The sequence below is a fragment of the Enterobacter cloacae complex sp. HYC074_NIDB genome, from assembly GCF_056673345.1.
In genome coordinates this window covers 3,089,828-3,104,917 of sequence record NZ_CP114214.1, presented here as the reverse complement: position 1 = coordinate 3,104,917, position 15,090 = coordinate 3,089,828, and the positions used below count along the sequence as shown (strand labels likewise).

General features: G+C 54.7%; 14 protein-coding genes. 13 read left to right on the top strand and 1 reads right to left on the bottom strand.

The window, feature by feature from the left end; translation table 11 throughout:
- Positions 1 to 59 precede the first annotated feature (59 nt).
- On the bottom strand, positions 60 to 1,643 hold the full coding sequence (locus tag O1724_RS15085) for a TerC family protein (protein WP_479983892.1): 1,584 nt from the start codon (positions 1,641 to 1,643) through the stop codon (positions 60 to 62).
- 693 nt (positions 1,644 to 2,336) lie between these two features.
- Between O1724_RS15085 and O1724_RS15080 the strand changes: the two genes are divergently transcribed.
- The 13 genes from O1724_RS15080 (at position 2,337) to wcaI (ending at position 15,087) form a co-directional block, all read left to right on the top strand.
- Positions 2,337 to 3,473: a polysaccharide export protein gene (locus tag O1724_RS15080; protein ID WP_003862079.1), complete on the top strand. Its 1,137-nt coding sequence runs from the start codon at positions 2,337 to 2,339 to the stop codon at positions 3,471 to 3,473.
- A 6-nt stretch (positions 3,474 to 3,479) separates the two neighbouring features.
- Positions 3,480 to 3,923 (top strand): low molecular weight protein-tyrosine-phosphatase Wzb, encoded by a 444-nt coding sequence (gene wzb, locus O1724_RS15075; protein ID WP_003862078.1) that lies wholly within the window; start codon positions 3,480 to 3,482, stop codon positions 3,921 to 3,923.
- 2 nt (positions 3,924 to 3,925) lie between these two features.
- Positions 3,926 to 6,088 (top strand): tyrosine-protein kinase Wzc, encoded by a 2,163-nt coding sequence (gene wzc, locus O1724_RS15070; protein ID WP_015572374.1) that lies wholly within the window; start codon positions 3,926 to 3,928, stop codon positions 6,086 to 6,088.
- Between the two features lie 112 nt (positions 6,089 to 6,200).
- The gene (gene wcaA / locus O1724_RS15065) at positions 6,201 to 7,043 is read left to right on the top strand and encodes a colanic acid biosynthesis glycosyltransferase WcaA (protein WP_017383272.1); all 843 of its coding nucleotides are present in this window, start codon (positions 6,201 to 6,203) and stop codon (positions 7,041 to 7,043) included.
- Positions 7,043 to 7,534: a colanic acid biosynthesis acetyltransferase WcaB gene (wcaB, locus tag O1724_RS15060; RefSeq protein ID WP_003863505.1), complete on the top strand. Its 492-nt coding sequence runs from the start codon at positions 7,043 to 7,045 to the stop codon at positions 7,532 to 7,534. The genes wcaA and wcaB overlap by 1 nt, the downstream gene beginning before the upstream one ends.
- Positions 7,531 to 8,748, top strand: coding sequence for a colanic acid biosynthesis glycosyltransferase WcaC (gene wcaC / locus O1724_RS15055; protein ID WP_126297248.1), 1,218 nt, complete (start codon positions 7,531 to 7,533; stop codon positions 8,746 to 8,748). The genes wcaB and wcaC overlap by 4 nt, the downstream gene beginning before the upstream one ends.
- The gene (gene wcaD / locus O1724_RS15050; protein WP_003863508.1) at positions 8,723 to 9,943 is read left to right on the top strand and encodes a colanic acid polymerase WcaD; all 1,221 of its coding nucleotides are present in this window, start codon (positions 8,723 to 8,725) and stop codon (positions 9,941 to 9,943) included. The genes wcaC and wcaD overlap by 26 nt, the downstream gene beginning before the upstream one ends.
- Before the next feature lie 16 nt (positions 9,944 to 9,959).
- Positions 9,960 to 10,706, top strand: a complete 747-nt coding sequence (gene wcaE, locus O1724_RS15045; protein WP_003863510.1) for a colanic acid biosynthesis glycosyltransferase WcaE — start codon at positions 9,960 to 9,962, stop codon at positions 10,704 to 10,706.
- Positions 10,707 to 10,722: 16 nt separating this feature from the next.
- On the top strand, positions 10,723 to 11,271 hold the full coding sequence (gene wcaF, locus O1724_RS15040) for a colanic acid biosynthesis acetyltransferase WcaF (protein ID WP_003863512.1): 549 nt from the start codon (positions 10,723 to 10,725) through the stop codon (positions 11,269 to 11,271).
- A gap of 24 nt (positions 11,272 to 11,295) precedes the next feature.
- The gene (gene gmd / locus O1724_RS15035; protein ID WP_003863514.1) at positions 11,296 to 12,417 is read left to right on the top strand and encodes a GDP-mannose 4,6-dehydratase; all 1,122 of its coding nucleotides are present in this window, start codon (positions 11,296 to 11,298) and stop codon (positions 12,415 to 12,417) included.
- Between the two features lie 2 nt (positions 12,418 to 12,419).
- Positions 12,420 to 13,385 (top strand): GDP-L-fucose synthase, encoded by a 966-nt coding sequence (gene fcl / locus O1724_RS15030; protein WP_015572377.1) that lies wholly within the window; start codon positions 12,420 to 12,422, stop codon positions 13,383 to 13,385.
- A 2-nt stretch (positions 13,386 to 13,387) separates the two neighbouring features.
- Entirely contained in the window at positions 13,388 to 13,867 is a 480-nt protein-coding gene (locus O1724_RS15025; protein WP_126297263.1) for a GDP-mannose mannosyl hydrolase, read from the top strand.
- Positions 13,864 to 15,087 carry a colanic acid biosynthesis fucosyltransferase WcaI gene (wcaI, locus tag O1724_RS15020; protein ID WP_022651482.1) on the top strand — a complete coding sequence of 408 codons (1,224 nt, stop codon included), beginning with the start codon at positions 13,864 to 13,866 and terminating at the stop codon, positions 15,085 to 15,087. Before O1724_RS15025 ends, wcaI begins: the two co-directional genes overlap by 4 nt.
- Positions 15,088 to 15,090: the final 3 nt, after the last annotated feature.

Sequence of the window (15,090 nt, the reverse complement as noted above, 5' to 3'; positions counted from 1 at the left end):
CGACGGGGAGAGGGAGCAAACACTAAAAACGGCAACGAGGTTGCCGTTTTGCTTTTTACCTACACCTCAAAATCCATCTCATCTTCACCGCGCAGCGGTATCAGCTGCACCTTCTGCACGCGATGGCTCTCAACCTGCAAGGTTTTGAGCATGTAATCCCCCACCTGAACCTCTTCCCCCGGCTGCGGAATACGTTGCAGATTTTCCATCAGCAAACCGGCGATGGTGTGATATTCGCGCTTCTCGTCCAGCGGAAGCGGAACGAACTGCACCAGATCTTCGAGCGGCATGTGGCCGTTGGCGGTCCAGCTGCCGTCGGCGTTTTTCTGAATATCGTGGCGCGCATCGATCTCATCCACCTCATTAGGCAGATTACCGGCGATGGTTTCCATCACGTCGCTGAGCGTCACCAGCCCTTCCACAGAACCAAACTCATCAGCGACAAACGCGAAGTGGGTGCGCGCGTTGCGGAACTGCTCCAGCGCGGAGAGCAGCGGCAGCGCTTCCGGGAAGACCAGCGGCTGGCGCACCAGCGCGCGCAGGTTGAGCGGCTCGCCGTGAAGCTGCTGTTGCAGCAGGTCAATCACGTGTACCACGCCCAGCAGCTCTTCTTCCTCTTCACCGCCGGTCACGACCACGCGGGTGTGCTGGTTTTTATCCAGCAGGGCACGGATCTGCTCTTCCGGCGCCGTCAGGTCAATATGCTCAATGTCATGGCGGGAGGTCATTATACTGCTCACTGTGCGCTGGTTGAGGTTAAGCACGCGCTCTATCATCCGGCGTTCCTGCGGGTTGAAGATCTGCCCGTCGCTGTGGTCGGCAAGCATCGCCGCGGATTCAGCATCCAGCTCGGCATCCTCTTTTTTGCCGCTCAGCAGGCGCATCACCGTATCTGCGGTGCGCTGACGTAATGTCTGGTTCGCGGAAAGAAAACGGCGACGGTTGAAAATGGCCAGTTGGTTGAGAAACTCAATCAGCACCGAGAAACCAATGGCGGCGTACAGATACCCTTTCGGGATATGGAAGCCAAAACCATCCGCTACCAGGCTAAAGCCAATCATCAGCAGGAAGCTCAGACAGAGGATGACGATAGTCGGGTGACTGTTCACGAAGCGCGTCAGGGCTTTACTGGCGAGCACCATCAGGGTGATGGCGATGATCACGGCGGCCATCATCACCGCCAGATGGTCAACCATCCCGACGGCCGTGATCACGGAGTCGAGAGAAAAGACGGCATCCAGCACCACTATCTGTGCGACCACCGGCCAGAATTTAGCGCCGCGTCGCTGGGTGGGGTTTTCACTGTCTTTTCCTTCCAGCCGCTCATTAAGCTCAACCGTGGCTTTGAACAGCAGGAACAATCCGCCGAAAAGCATGATCAGGTCGCGGGCGCTAAAGCTCAGACCCTGCACGCTGAATAAGGGTTTGGTCAGCGTCACCAGCCACGAGATTGAGGCCAGTAACAGCAGACGCATCACCATGGCGAGCAGAAGACCCGTCACGCGGGCGCGGTCGCGTTGTGAAGGGGGTAATTTATCGGCAAGGATGGCGATAAACACCAGGTTATCAATGCCGAGCACTAATTCGATGACGACCAGCGTCACCAGCCCGGCCCAGATTGATGGATCGGCAATCCATTCCATAGTAAATGCAATACCTTCTGTTATATGACTAATGTCACACTTCGATCATGGATAAAGCCGACGGAAATTGCAATGCCGGGGTGAGATTTCTCTTAATGCTACACTCAGGTAAACCCCATTTGCCGGGCGGTGTAAATAAGTTAATTGCGAAGATTTAATTACAGAAGTCGTTATTTAGGAAATATCGCAATAAATGGTCCGGCGATCTATTTTGTCAATATAAAGAAAATCCGAAAACCTTAAAACTTTGCTCTTAATATTAATCTTAAAAACGAATATTAGGACGGTTGTCTCCTTGCCTGCTATTAGGTTAGCTGCAACAATTCTTCCAGCATCAAATGTTAAAACTCCTTGTTGCTATTTTTGTTTCGGTCTTTGGTGAAGGTTATACATTATCAATCGCCCCTGTGAGGCGTTTGATATATTTCGCAAAAGGCCTTATCCAAGAGGGTGTCTAACCATAACGCATTGTTTAGTCTGTGGATTGGTAACTGAAAGCCAAGGGCGGTAGCGTGCCTGAAAGCGTGTGAATCAGCCTCAATTATTCTGTCAATAGCCAATGGATGAATAAGCTTTTTTTAGGACTGATGCCAGTTATATTGCTAAATGATTAACTGCATTCTGATTGTCACCACGACCCGCGCTTATTTTAATTGCACAGGATAATTACTCTGCCAAAGTGATAAATAATCAATGATGAAATCCAAAATGAAATTGATGCCATTATTGGTGTCTGTGACCTTGATGAGTGGTTGCACGGTCTTTCCCGGCAGCAATATGTCGACAATGGGCAAGGATGTGATTAAACAGCAGGATGCTGATTTTGATCTCGACAAAATGGTGAATGTGTATCCATTAACCCCACGTCTGGTGGAACAATTACGCCCACGTCCAAATGTTGCTCAGCCAAATATGTCCTTGGACCAGGAAATTGCCTCTTACCAGTATCGCGTGGGTCCGGGTGACGTCATTAACGTGACCGTCTGGGATCACCCGGAGCTGACCACGCCTGCGGGCCAGTACCGTAGCTCAAGCGACACCGGTAACTGGGTACAGTCCGATGGCACCATGTTCTATCCCTACATTGGCAAAGTGCACGTCGCGGGTAAAACGCTTGCTGAGATCCGTAGTGATATTACCGGCCGCCTGGCGCAGTACATTGCTGACCCGCAGGTGGACGTTAATATCGCCGCGTTCCGATCCCAGAAAGCCTATATCTCTGGCCAGGTCAATAAATCCGGCCAGCAGGCCATCACTAACGTCCCGCTCACCGTTCTCGATGCGATCAATGCCGCAGGCGGCTTAACCGACGGCGCTGACTGGCGCAACGTGGTGCTAACCCACAACGGCAAAGAGCAGCGCATTTCGCTTCAGGCGCTGATGCAAAACGGTGACCTGACCCAGAACCGCCTCCTCTATCCGGGCGACATTCTGTACGTGCCGCGCAATGACGATCTGAAAGTGTTCGTGATGGGTGAAGTGAAGAAACAGAGCACCCTCAAGATGGACTTCAGCGGTATGACCCTGACCGAAGCGCTGGGCAATGCGGAAGGCATCGACCTGACCGCCTCCAACGCCAGCGGTATCTTCGTGATCCGTCCTATCAAAGGCGAGAACGCGAAGGGCAAGATTGCCAACATCTACCAGCTGGATATGTCCGACGCGACGTCGCTGGTCATGGCAACGTCGTTCCGTCTCCAGCCGTACGATGTGGTCTATGTCACCACCGCGCCGGTTGCCCGCTGGAACCGTCTGATCAACCAGTTGCTGCCTACCATCAGTGGCGTTCGCTACATGACGGATACGGCGAGCGACGTTCATAACTGGTAAGCCGCGATGTTTAACAAAATTCTGGTGGTGTGCGTGGGGAACATTTGCCGTTCCCCCACGGCTGAAAGGCTGTTGAAAAATTACCAGCCTGCGTTAACGGTCGACTCCGCAGGGCTGGGCGCGCTGGTCGGAAAAGGTGCCGACGAACGTGCCGCAAGCGTTGCCCTTGAGCATAACCTCTCACTCGACGGGCACGTTGCCCGTCAGGTCTCTGGCCGGATGTGCCGGGAATATGACCTGATCCTCGCGATGGAAAAACGCCACATTCACGCGCTGTGCGATATCGCACCGGAGATGCGCGGCAAGGTGATGCTGTTTGGTCACTGGGATGGTGAGCGCGAAATTCCCGATCCGTATCGCAAGAGCCGCGAGGCCTTTGAGGCGGTATACACCTTACTAGACCAGTCTGCCCGTCAGTGGGCGCAGGCACTGAAAGCTCAGCAGGGATAACAATGACAGAAAAAACAAGACCTTCTGCCGCCCCGACGTCGGGCAGTGATGAAATCGATATCGGTCGCCTGGTCGGGACCGTTATTGAAGCGAAATGGTGGGTGCTGGGTATTACCGCCATTTTTGCCGTGGCGGCGATCGTTTATACGCTGTTCGCGACGCCTATTTACAGCGCCGACGCGCTGGTGCAGATCGAACAAAATACCGGAAACTCGCTGGTTCAGGATATCGGCTCGGCGCTGGCCAACAAGCCGCCGGCATCGGAAGCCGAAATTCAGCTGATTCAGTCGCGCCTGGTACTGGGCAAAACGGTTCACGACCTGGGGCTGGATATCGCGGTCACCAAAAACACCTTCCCGGTGTTTGGCGCAGGCTGGGATCGCCTGATGGGGCGCAGTAACGATACGGTAAAAGTGACCGACTTCGTGATCCCAAAAGGGGCAGGGGACCAAACCTTTACCCTGACCGTGCTGGGACCAAAACAGTATCAGCTGACCAGCGACGCGGGCTTCAGCGCACGCGGCGAGGTGGGGCAGATGCTGACTAAAGAGGGCGTCAGCATCAAGGTCAGCGCAATTCAGGCGCATGAGGGCGGGGAGTTTACGGTCACCAAATTCTCGACGCTCGGGATGATCAACAACCTGCAAAACAACCTGACCGTCACCGAAAACGGCAAGGATACCGGCGTTCTGAGCATGACCTTCACCGGTGAAGACAAGGATCAAATCCGCGACATCCTTAATAGCATCACCCGCAACTATCTTGAGCAGAACGTAGAGCGCAAGTCAGCGGAAGCCGCAAAAAGCCTGGCGTTCCTCAGTAAACAGCTGCCGGAGGTGCGCGCCCGTCTGGATGACGCTGAGAACAAGCTGAACGCGTACCGTCAGGACAAAGATTCCGTCGATCTGCCGCTGGAGGCGAAATCGGTTCTCGACTCCATGGTGAATATTGATGCGCAGCTGAACGAGCTGACCTTCAAAGAGGCGGAGATTTCCAAGCTCTATACCAAACGTCACCCGGCGTACCGCACTTTGCTGGAGAAACGTCGTACCCTGGAAGAAGAGAAGGCGAAGCTGAATGACCGCGTGACCGCGATGCCGAAGACGCAGCAGGAAATTGTACGCCTGACGCGTGATGTGGAATCCGGCCAGCAGGTTTACATGCAGCTGCTGAACAAACAGCAGGAGCTGAAAATCACCGAAGCCAGCACCGTCGGCGACGTGCGTATCGTTGACCCGGCGATTACCCAGCCGGGCGTGCTGAAGCCGAAGAAGGCGCTGATTATCCTCGGCAGCATTATTCTCGGCCTGATGCTTTCCATTGTCGGCGTGCTGCTGCGCTCGCTGTTCAACCGCGGTATCGAAAGTCCGCAGGTGCTGGAAGAGAACGGGATCAGCGTGTACGCCAGCATCCCGCTCTCCGAGTGGCAGAAGTCCCGTGACAGCGTCAAAACCGTTAAGGGCGTCAAGCGTTACAAACAGAGCCAGCTGCTGGCCGTGGGTAACCCGACTGACCTGGCGATTGAAGCGGTGCGCAGCCTGCGTACCAGCCTCCACTTCGCCATGATGCAGGCCAAAAACAACGTCCTGATGATGACCGGCGTTAGCCCATCAATCGGTAAAACCTTCGTCTGCGCCAACCTGGCGGCGGTGGTGAGCCAGACCAACAAGCGCGTGCTGCTGATCGACTGCGACATGCGTAAGGGCTACACCCACGAGCTGCTGGGGACCAACAACGTTAACGGACTGTCGGAAATCCTGCTCGGTAAAGGGGAAATCAGCGAGAGCGCCAAGCCGACGTCGATTCCGAAATTTGACCTGATCCCGCGTGGCCAGGTGCCGCCGAACCCGTCTGAACTGCTGATGAGCGAGCGCTTTACGCAGCTGATTGAGTGGGCGAGCAAAAACTATGACCTGGTGCTGATCGATACCCCACCAATTCTGGCGGTCACCGACGCTGCCGTGGTAGGGCGTCATGCGGGCACCACGCTGATGGTCGCACGCTATGCGGTGAATACCCTGAAGGAAGTGGAAACCAGCCTGAGCCGCTTTGAGCAGAACGGTATTGAGGTGAAGGGGGTCATTCTGAACTCCATCTTCCGCCGCGCGACCGGGTATCAGGATTACGGCTATTACGAGTACGAATACAAGTCTGACAGTAAATAATAATCCCCCTCATCCTAACCCTCTCCCCAGAGGGGAGAGAGGACTGCATGGTGCAGCTTTTCTTCCTCTCCCCTCTGGGGAGAGGGTCGGGGTGAGGGATAAGGGGAAGACCATGACCACACAACGCCCTTTGATTTCTATCTATATGCCGACATGGAATCGTCAGCAGCTGGCGATCCGCGCGATTAAATCGGTCCTGCGTCAGGATTACGATAACTGGGAACTGATTATCGTGGATGACTGTTCCTCCTCTTACGAACAACTGCAAAAGTTTGTTGAAGACCTGAACGACCCGCGCGTGGTGTACACGCACAACGCTATCAACTCCGGGGCGTGTGCGGTGCGCAACCAGGCGATTATGCAGGCGAAAGGGCAGTATCTGACCGGTATCGACGACGATGACGAATGGACGCCAAACCGTCTGTCGATCTTCCTGTCGCACAAAGCGCAGCTGGTGACCCACGCGTTTCTGTATGCCAATGACTATGTCTGCCAGGGCGAGGTCTATTCGCAGCCGGCCAGCCTGCCGCTGTATCCGAAATCACCGTATTCCCGACGCCTGTTCTACAAGCGCAACATTATCGGCAATCAGGTGTTTACCTGGGCATGGCGCTTTAAGGAGTGCCTGTTCGATACCGAGCTGAAGGCCGCGCAGGATTACGACATTTTCCTGCGGATGGTGGTGGAGTACGGCGAGCCGTGGAAGGTGGAAGAGGCCACGCAGATCCTGCACATCAATCACGGGGAGATGCAAATCACCTCGTCGCCGAAGAAATTCTCGGGCTACTTCCATTTTTACCGCAAGCACAAGGACAAGTTTGACCGTGCCAGCCGGAAGTATCAGCTCTTCACCCTGTATCAGATCCGTAACAAGCGCATGAACTGGCGCACGTTGCTGACGCTGCTGTCGGTACGTAACGGCAAGCGTCTGGCTGACGGGCTTCGGGGGAAATAATGTTTCTGGAAGATTGTCGCGCTAACAGCTGGAGCCTGCGCCCGTGCTGCATGGTTCTGGCCTACCGTATTGCGCACTTTTGTTCGGTGTGGCGCAAAAAAAATGTGCTGAACAATATCTGGGCCGCGCCGGTGCTGGTGCTGTACCGCATCATCACCGAATGCTTTTTTGGCTATGAAATTCAGGCCGCAGCCACCATTGGCCGCCGCTTTACCATTCATCACGGTTATGCGGTGGTCATCAACAAGTTCGTCGTCGCGGGTGATGATTTCACCATTCGCCACGGGGTGACGATCGGCAACCGCGGGCCGGACAGCCTGGCCTGCCCGGTCATCGGCAATAACGTCGAGCTGGGCGCCAACGTGGTGATGATCGGGGACATTACCGTGGGCAATAACGTGACGATTGGCGCAGGCAGCGTGGTGCTGGACAGCATTCCGGACAACGCGCTGGTGGTGGGCGAGAAAGCCCGCGTGAAGGTGATAAAATGAACATTCTGCAATTTAACGTACGCCTCGCAGAGGGCGGGGCGGCAGGCGTAGCGCTGGATCTGCACCAGCGCGCGCTGCAAAAAGGATTACAGTCGCGCTTCGTTTACGGTTACGGCAAAGGTGGCAAGAAAAGCGTCAGCCATGATAACTATCCGCAGGTGCTGAAGCAGACGCCACGTCTGACCTCCATCGCCAATATCGCGCTGTTCCGCCTGTTCAACCGCGACCTGTTCGGCAACCTGAATAATCTCTACCGCACCGTCACCCGCACTCGCGGCCCGGTTGTGCTGCACTTTCACGTGCTGCACAGCTACTGGCTGAATCTGGAAGAGGTGGTGGCGTTTTGTGGCAAGGTGAAGGCGCATAAGCCGGATACCCGATTCGTCTGGACGCTGCACGACCACTGGAGCGTGACCGGACGCTGCGCCTTTACCGACGGCTGCGAAGGCTGGAAAGATAACTGTCAGAAATGCCCTACGCTCAGCAACTACCCGCCGGTGAAGATCGATCGCGCGCATCAGCTGGTTGAGGGTAAGCGTCAGCTGTTCCGCGATATGCTCTCGCTCGGCTGCACCTTTATCTCCCCAAGCCAGCACGTGGCGGATGCTTTTAATAGCCTGTACGGAGCAGGGCGCTGCCAGATCATCAACAACGGTATTGATGTGGCGACGGAAGCGATCCTGGCCGAACTGACGCCCGTAGCCGTTACCGCCGGTAAGCCGAAAATTGCGGTCGTCGCCCATGACCTGCGCTACGACGGCAAAACCAACCAGCAGCTGGTGCGCGACATTATGGCGCTCGGCGACAAGATTGAGCTGCATACCTTTGGCAAATTCTCCCCGTTTGAAGGCGCTAACGTGGTGAACCACGGGTTTGAAACCGACAAACGCAAACTGATGAGCGCGCTGAACGGTATGGACGCGCTGGTGTTCAGCTCCCGCGTGGACAACTACCCGCTGATCCTGTGCGAAGCGCTTTCCATCGGCGTGCCGGTGATTGCCACCCACAGCGACGCCGCGCGGGAAGTGCTGGAGAAATCCGGCGGTAAAACCTTCAGTGAAAACGAGGTGCTGCCGCTGGTGCAGTTGTCGAAGGCCGATATCGCGCAGGCTGTTTTTGGCACTGACCTGGAATCGTTCCGCAACCGCAGCCGTAAAGCGTACAGTGGACAACAGATGCTGGAGGAGTATGTCTCGTTCTATCAGAATCTGTAGTTATCTGCTGCTGCCGCTGATCTACCTGCTGGTCAACGTCAAGATTGCCCAGCTCGGCGAAAGCTTCCCGATCACTATCGTCACCTTCCTGCCGGTTCTGCTGTTGCTTTACGTTGACAAGCTTAACCTCAAAAAGCTGATGATTGCGCTGGGCATCGGGTTTGGTCTGACGGCGTTTAACTACATCTTTGGTCAGTCGCTGGACGCCAGCAAATATGTCACCTCCACCATGCTGTTTGTTTATATCGTTATCATTATTGGCATGGTGTGGAGTATTCGCTTTAAAACTATTTCTCCGCACAATTATAGGAAAATCCTCAGGTTCTTTTATATTGTCGTCGGGCTGATTGTTGTGCTTGCGGCAATGGAGATGGCGCAAATTATTCTCACAGGCGGAAGCAGCCTGATGGAAATAATTTCGAAATATCTTATATACAGTAACAGCTATGTACTGAACTTCATTAAGTTTGGTGGCAAGCGTACAACCGCGCTCTATTTTGAACCGGCGTTTTTTGCTCTGGCATTAATCTCAATTTGGCTCAGCATCAAACAGTTCGGTATCAAAACCCCCAAGACCGATGCTATGATTCTTGCAGGAATCGTTCTGTCAGGGTCGTTCTCCGGGGTAATGACGTTTATTCTGTTTTACCTGCTGGAGTGGGCGTTCCAGTACCTGAACAAAGAGGCGATTAAGAAAAAACTGCCGCTGGCGATAATCTCTCTGACGGTATTTTTAGTGGGCGTGATATTTGCGTTTCCGTACATTTCTGAGCGTCTGGGTGATTTGGGAACGGAAGGTTCATCGTCCTATTATCGCATCATTGGTCCACTGGTGATGGTGGGTTATTCCTTAACCCATATAGATGGCGTAGTAAGATTCGGCTCACTTTATGAATATGTTGCATCATTCGGAATCTTTAACGGTGCGGATGTCGGTAAAACCATAGACAATGGTCTGTATCTGTTAATTATCTATTTTTCCTGGTTCGCCGTACTGTTGACACTGTGGTATCTGTTTAAAGTTTTCAAAATGATGATTAACGCGTTTGGTGATAACCAGAACTTTCGCGTGCAACTTTATCTGTTCACACCGGTGTCGTTGTTTTTTACCGGGTCAATATTTAGCCCGGAATATGCATTCTTAATTGTATGTCCGTTTATTTTGCGCAAGGCGCTGAATATTACGAGCGTATGACGAAATGAGGTGATTTATGTTTCTTAGCGTCATTACTGTCGCCTTTCGTAACTACGAAGGGGTGGTAAAAACCTGGCGCTCGCTGCGCAACCTGGCGCGCGATCCGAGCCTCACGTTTGAGTGGATCGTGGTCGATGGCGGCTCGAACGACGGCACGGCGGAGTTCCTGGAAAAACTCAACGGTGAGTTCAACTTACGTTACATCAGCGAGAAAGATAAAGGCATTTACGATGCCATGAATAAAGGCATCAACATGGCGCAGGGGCGTTACGCCATCTTCCTCAATTCCGGCGATGTGTTCCATGAAGATGTGGCGCTGTTTGCCCGTCAGCTGGCGCGCCAGAAAGAAGATGCCATGTTTATCGGTGATGCGCTGCTTGATTTCGGCGAGGGGAAAAAAGTGCTGCGCGGTGCGAAACCAGGCTGGTATATCTACCACAGCCTCCCGGCCAGCCATCAGGCTATTTTCTTCCCAATGAGCGGCCTGAAAAAACAGCCTTACGATTTGCGCTATAAAGTGTCATCAGATTATGCCCTGGCCGCCAGCCTTTACAAATCTGGCTACCCGTTCCGTCGAATTAAAGGACTGGTATCTGAATTTTCAATGGGCGGCGTGTCAACCTCGAATAATCTGGAACTGTGCCAGGATGCGAAAAACGTGCAGCGTAAAATATTACGCGTGCCGGGGTTCTGGGCGGAATTATCTTATTTCTTACGTCTGAAAACGACGGGTAAAGCGAAAGCCTTATATAACAAAGCCTGAGATATAAGGAAACGTAATGCAGGAATTAAATGGATTCTCCGTACCGAAAGGTTTTCGGGGCGGGAGCGGTATTAAAGTTCAACTGTGGTGGGCTGTACAGGCAACGTTATTTGCCTGGTCGCCGCAAATACTGTACCGCTGGCGCGCATTTTTACTGCGTCTGTTTGGCGCAAAAATAGGAAAAAACGTAGTCATTCGACCTTCGGTGAAAATTACTTATCCCTGGAAATTAACGCTTGGGGATTACGCCTGGGTTGGGGATGACGCAGTGTTATATACCCTTGGTGAGATTACGATTGGCGCAAATTCGGTGGTTTCACAGAAGTGTTATTTGTGCACCGGCAGCCACGATTTTATGAGCCCGCATTTTGATATTACCGCTTCGCCTGTTGTGATCGGTGAAAAATGCTGGCTGGCAACAGACGTCTTTGTTGCACCCGGTGTTTCTGTTGGCGATGGCACGGTAGTCGGTGCCCGCAGCAGCGTTTTTAAATCGCTTCCGGCAAATAAAATTTGCCGTGGCAACCCCGCAGTGGTGATACGCGAACGCGTTGAAACTGATTAAATTCATAAGTAGAGGAATATAAACATGTCTAAAGTCGCTCTCATCACCGGCGTTACCGGGCAGGATGGTTCTTACCTGGCAGAGTTACTGCTGGAAAAAGGGTATGAAGTTCACGGTATTAAGCGTCGTGCCTCTTCATTTAATACCGAGCGTGTCGATCATATTTACCAGGATCCTCACGCGGCGAACCCGAAATTCCACCTGCATTACGGCGACCTGACCGATACCTCCAACCTGACCCGTATCCTGCAAGAAGTACAGCCGGATGAAGTGTACAACCTGGGGGCGATGAGCCACGTTGCGGTTTCCTTCGAGTCCCCGGAGTACACCGCTGACGTGGACGCAATGGGTACCCTGCGTCTGCTGGAAGCGATTCGCTTCCTGGGTCTTGAGAAGAAAACCCGTTTCTACCAGGCATCCACCTCTGAGCTGTACGGTCTGGTGCAGGAAATTCCACAGAAAGAGACCACGCCGTTCTACCCGCGTTCTCCGTACGCTGTGGCGAAACTGTACGCCTACTGGATCACCGTGAACTACCGTGAATCCTACGGCATGTACGCCTGTAACGGCATTCTGTTCAACCACGAATCTCCGCGTCGCGGCGAAACCTTCGTGACCCGCAAAATCACCCGCGCGATCGCTAACATCGCTCAGGGCCTGGAGTCTTGCCTGCACCTCGGCAACATGGATTCCCTGCGTGACTGGGGCCATGCGAAAGACTACGTGAAAATGCAGTGGATGATGTTGCAGCAGGAGCAGCCAGAAGACTTCGTGATTGCGACCGGCGTGCAGTACTCCGTACGTCAGTTCGTTGAGATGGCTGCGGCACAGCTGGGCATCAAGCTGCGCTTCGAAGGCACCGGCGTGGAAGAGAAGGGTATCGTTGTTTCCGTGACCGGCCATGACGCACCGGGCGTGAAGCCAGGCGACGTGATTGTCCAGGTTGATCCGCGTTACTTCCGTCCTGCTGAAGTGGAAACCCTGCTGGGCGACCCAACCAAAGCGCACGAGAAGCTGGGCTGGAAACCAGAAACCACCCTGCAAGAAATGGTATCCGAGATGGTGGCCAAAGATCTTGAAGCAGCGAAAAAACACTCCCTGCTCAAGTCTCATGGCTACGAGGTTGCCATCGCGCTGGAGTCCTGAGAATGACAAAACAACGTATTTTTGTCGCCGGTCATCGCGGAATGGTGGGTTCCGCGATTGTTCGCCAGCTGGAACAGCGCGGTGACGTGGAGGTGATTGTTCGCACCCGCGACGAGCTGAACCTGCTTGACAGCAAAGCGGTGCAGGACTTCTTCGCCAGTGAACGTATCGACCAGGTGTATCTGGCGGCGGCGAAGGTGGGCGGCATCGTCGCTAACAACACCTACCCGGCGGATTTCATCTACGAGAACATGATGATTGAGAGCAACATCATTCACGCGGCGCATCTGCACAACGTGAATAAGCTGCTGTTCCTCGGCTCATCTTGTATCTACCCGAAAATGGCGAAGCAGCCGATCGCCGAGAGCGAACTGTTGCAGGGCACGCTTGAAGCCACCAACGAGCCGTATGCGATTGCCAAAATTGCCGGGATCAAGCTGTGTGAATCCTACAACCGTCAGTATAACCGCGACTATCGCTCGGTGATGCCGACCAACCTGTACGGACCGCACGACAACTTCCACCCGAGCAATTCCCACGTGATCCCGGCGCTGCTGCGTCGTTTCCACGAGGCGACTGCCGAAAACGCCCCGGACGTGGTCGTGTGGGGCAGCGGTACGCCAATGCGCGAGTTCCTGCACGTGGACGATATGGCGGCGGCCAGCATTCACGTCATGGAGCTGGATCGCGAAGTGTGGCAGGAAAACACCGAGCCGATGCTGTCGCACATTAACGTCGGGACCGGCGTGGACTGCACCATTCGCGAGCTGGCGCAGACCATCGCGCAGGTGGTGGGCTACAAAGGACGCGTGGTGTTTGACGCCACCAAACCGGACGGCACGCCGCGCAAGCTGCTGGACGTGACCCGTCTGCATCAGCTGGGCTGGTATCACGAGGTCTCACTGGAGCAGGGGCTGGCCAGCACCTACCAGTGGTTCCTGGAAAACCAGCACCGCTTCCGGGGGTAATGATGTTTTTAAGTCAGGAAGATTTTGCCACGGTAGTGCGTTCCACTCCGCTGATCTCAATTGATTTGATCGTGGAGAACGAACGCGGCGAGTTCTTGCTGGGGAAACGAACCAATCGTCCTGCACAGGGCTTCTGGTTCGTGCCCGGCGGGCGCGTGCAGAAGGATGAGACGCTTACCGATGCGTTTGAGCGTCTCACTCTGGCGGAACTGGGCCTGCAACTGCCGATGGCAGCGGGCCAGTTTTACGGGGTCTGGCAGCACTTCTATGACGATAACTTTTCAGGCACCGGGTTCACCACGCACTACGTCGTGCTGGGGTTCCGCCTGAAGGTGAGTGAGGCAGACCTGCGTCTGCCTGATTCTCAGCATGACGATTACCGCTGGTTAACGCCAGAGGCGCTGCTGGCAAGCAACAACGTCCATGACAACAGTCGGGCGTACTTCCTTGCGGAACGTCAGGCCGAGGTGCCAGGTCTATGAAAATCCTCGTCTACGGAATTAACTACTCGCCGGAGCTTACCGGTATCGGGAAATACACCGGCGAGATGGTCGAGTGGATGGCGAGCCAGGGACATGACGTGCGGGTGATTACTGCCCCGCCGTATTACCCGGAGTGGAAGGTAGGCGAACGCTATTCCAGCTGGCGCTACCGCCGCGAAGAGGGCGCCGCGACCGTCTGGCGCTGCCCGCTCTACGTGCCGAAACAGCCCTCGACGCTGAAACGTTTAATTCATCTGGGCAGCTTTGCCCTGAGCAGTTTCTTCCCGCTGATGGCGCAGCGTCGCTGGAAGCCGGATCGCATCATCGGCGTGGTGCCGACCCTGTTCTGCACGCCAGGCATGCGCCTGCTGGGAAAACTCTCCGGCGCGCGCACCCTGCTGCACATTCAGGATTATGAAGTGGACGCCATGCTCGGGCTGGGTATGGCCGGGAAAGGCAAGGGCGGCAAGGTGGCGAAGCTCGCCAGCGCCTTTGAGCGCAGCGGCCTGCACAACGTGGATTACGTCTCGACCATCTCGCGCTCGATGATGAACAAGGCGCAGGAGAAGGGCGTCCCGGCGGAAAAAGTGATCTTCTTTCCGAACTGGTCCGAAGTGGCGCGCTTCCGCGATGTGACAGACCAGGACGCGCAGGCGTTGCGCGCGCAACTCGGGTTGCCTGCTGAGCAAAAAATCATTCTTTACTCAGGCAACATCGGCGAAAAACAGGGGCTGGAGAGCGTGATTGACGCCGCGCTTCAGCTGAGCGAACACCCGTGGATGTTCGTGATAGTCGGGCAGGGCGGTGGTAAAGCGCGGCTGGAAAAAATGGCCAGCGAGCGCGGACTGACCAACATCCGCTTCTTCCCGCTTCAGTCTTATGACGCGCTGCCCGCGCTGCTGAAAATGGCGGACTGCCATCTGGTGGTGCAAAAACGCGGCGCGGCGGATGCGGTGCTGCCGTCCAAGCTGACCAACATTCTGGCAGTGGGCGGAAACGCGGTGATTACGGCAGAAGCCGCAACAGAATTAGGCCAGCTGTGCAACAGCTACCCGGGCATTGCCGTTTGCGTGGAGCCTGAATCGGTTCCTGCGCTGGTGACCGGAATTGAGCAGGCACTCGCCATGCCAAAAGAGAACACGGTGGCACGTGAATATGCCGAACGCACGCTCGAGAAAGAGAACGTGCTGAGCCAATTTATTGCAGATATACGGGGATAAATC

Coding starts and splice junctions, on each gene's coding strand:
- wcaC (WP_126297248.1), top strand. CDS start 7,531: ATGAACATTCTGCAATTTAACGTACGCCTCGCAGAGGGCGGGGCGGCA.
- wzc (WP_015572374.1), top strand. CDS start 3,926: ATGACAGAAAAAACAAGACCTTCTGCCGCCCCGACGTCGGGCAGTGAT.
- fcl (WP_015572377.1), top strand. CDS start 12,420: ATGACAAAACAACGTATTTTTGTCGCCGGTCATCGCGGAATGGTGGGT.
- wcaE (WP_003863510.1), top strand. CDS start 9,960: ATGTTTCTTAGCGTCATTACTGTCGCCTTTCGTAACTACGAAGGGGTG.
- O1724_RS15080 (WP_003862079.1), top strand. CDS start 2,337: ATGATGAAATCCAAAATGAAATTGATGCCATTATTGGTGTCTGTGACC.
- wcaA (WP_017383272.1), top strand. CDS start 6,201: ATGACCACACAACGCCCTTTGATTTCTATCTATATGCCGACATGGAAT.
- wcaF (WP_003863512.1), top strand. CDS start 10,723: ATGCAGGAATTAAATGGATTCTCCGTACCGAAAGGTTTTCGGGGCGGG.
- wzb (WP_003862078.1), top strand. CDS start 3,480: ATGTTTAACAAAATTCTGGTGGTGTGCGTGGGGAACATTTGCCGTTCC.
- wcaB (WP_003863505.1), top strand. CDS start 7,043: ATGTTTCTGGAAGATTGTCGCGCTAACAGCTGGAGCCTGCGCCCGTGC.
- O1724_RS15025 (WP_126297263.1), top strand. CDS start 13,388: ATGTTTTTAAGTCAGGAAGATTTTGCCACGGTAGTGCGTTCCACTCCG.
- gmd (WP_003863514.1), top strand. CDS start 11,296: ATGTCTAAAGTCGCTCTCATCACCGGCGTTACCGGGCAGGATGGTTCT.
- O1724_RS15085 (WP_479983892.1), bottom strand. CDS start 1,643: ATGGAATGGATTGCCGATCCATCAATCTGGGCCGGGCTGGTGACGCTG.
- wcaD (WP_003863508.1), top strand. CDS start 8,723: ATGTCTCGTTCTATCAGAATCTGTAGTTATCTGCTGCTGCCGCTGATC.
- wcaI (WP_022651482.1), top strand. CDS start 13,864: ATGAAAATCCTCGTCTACGGAATTAACTACTCGCCGGAGCTTACCGGT.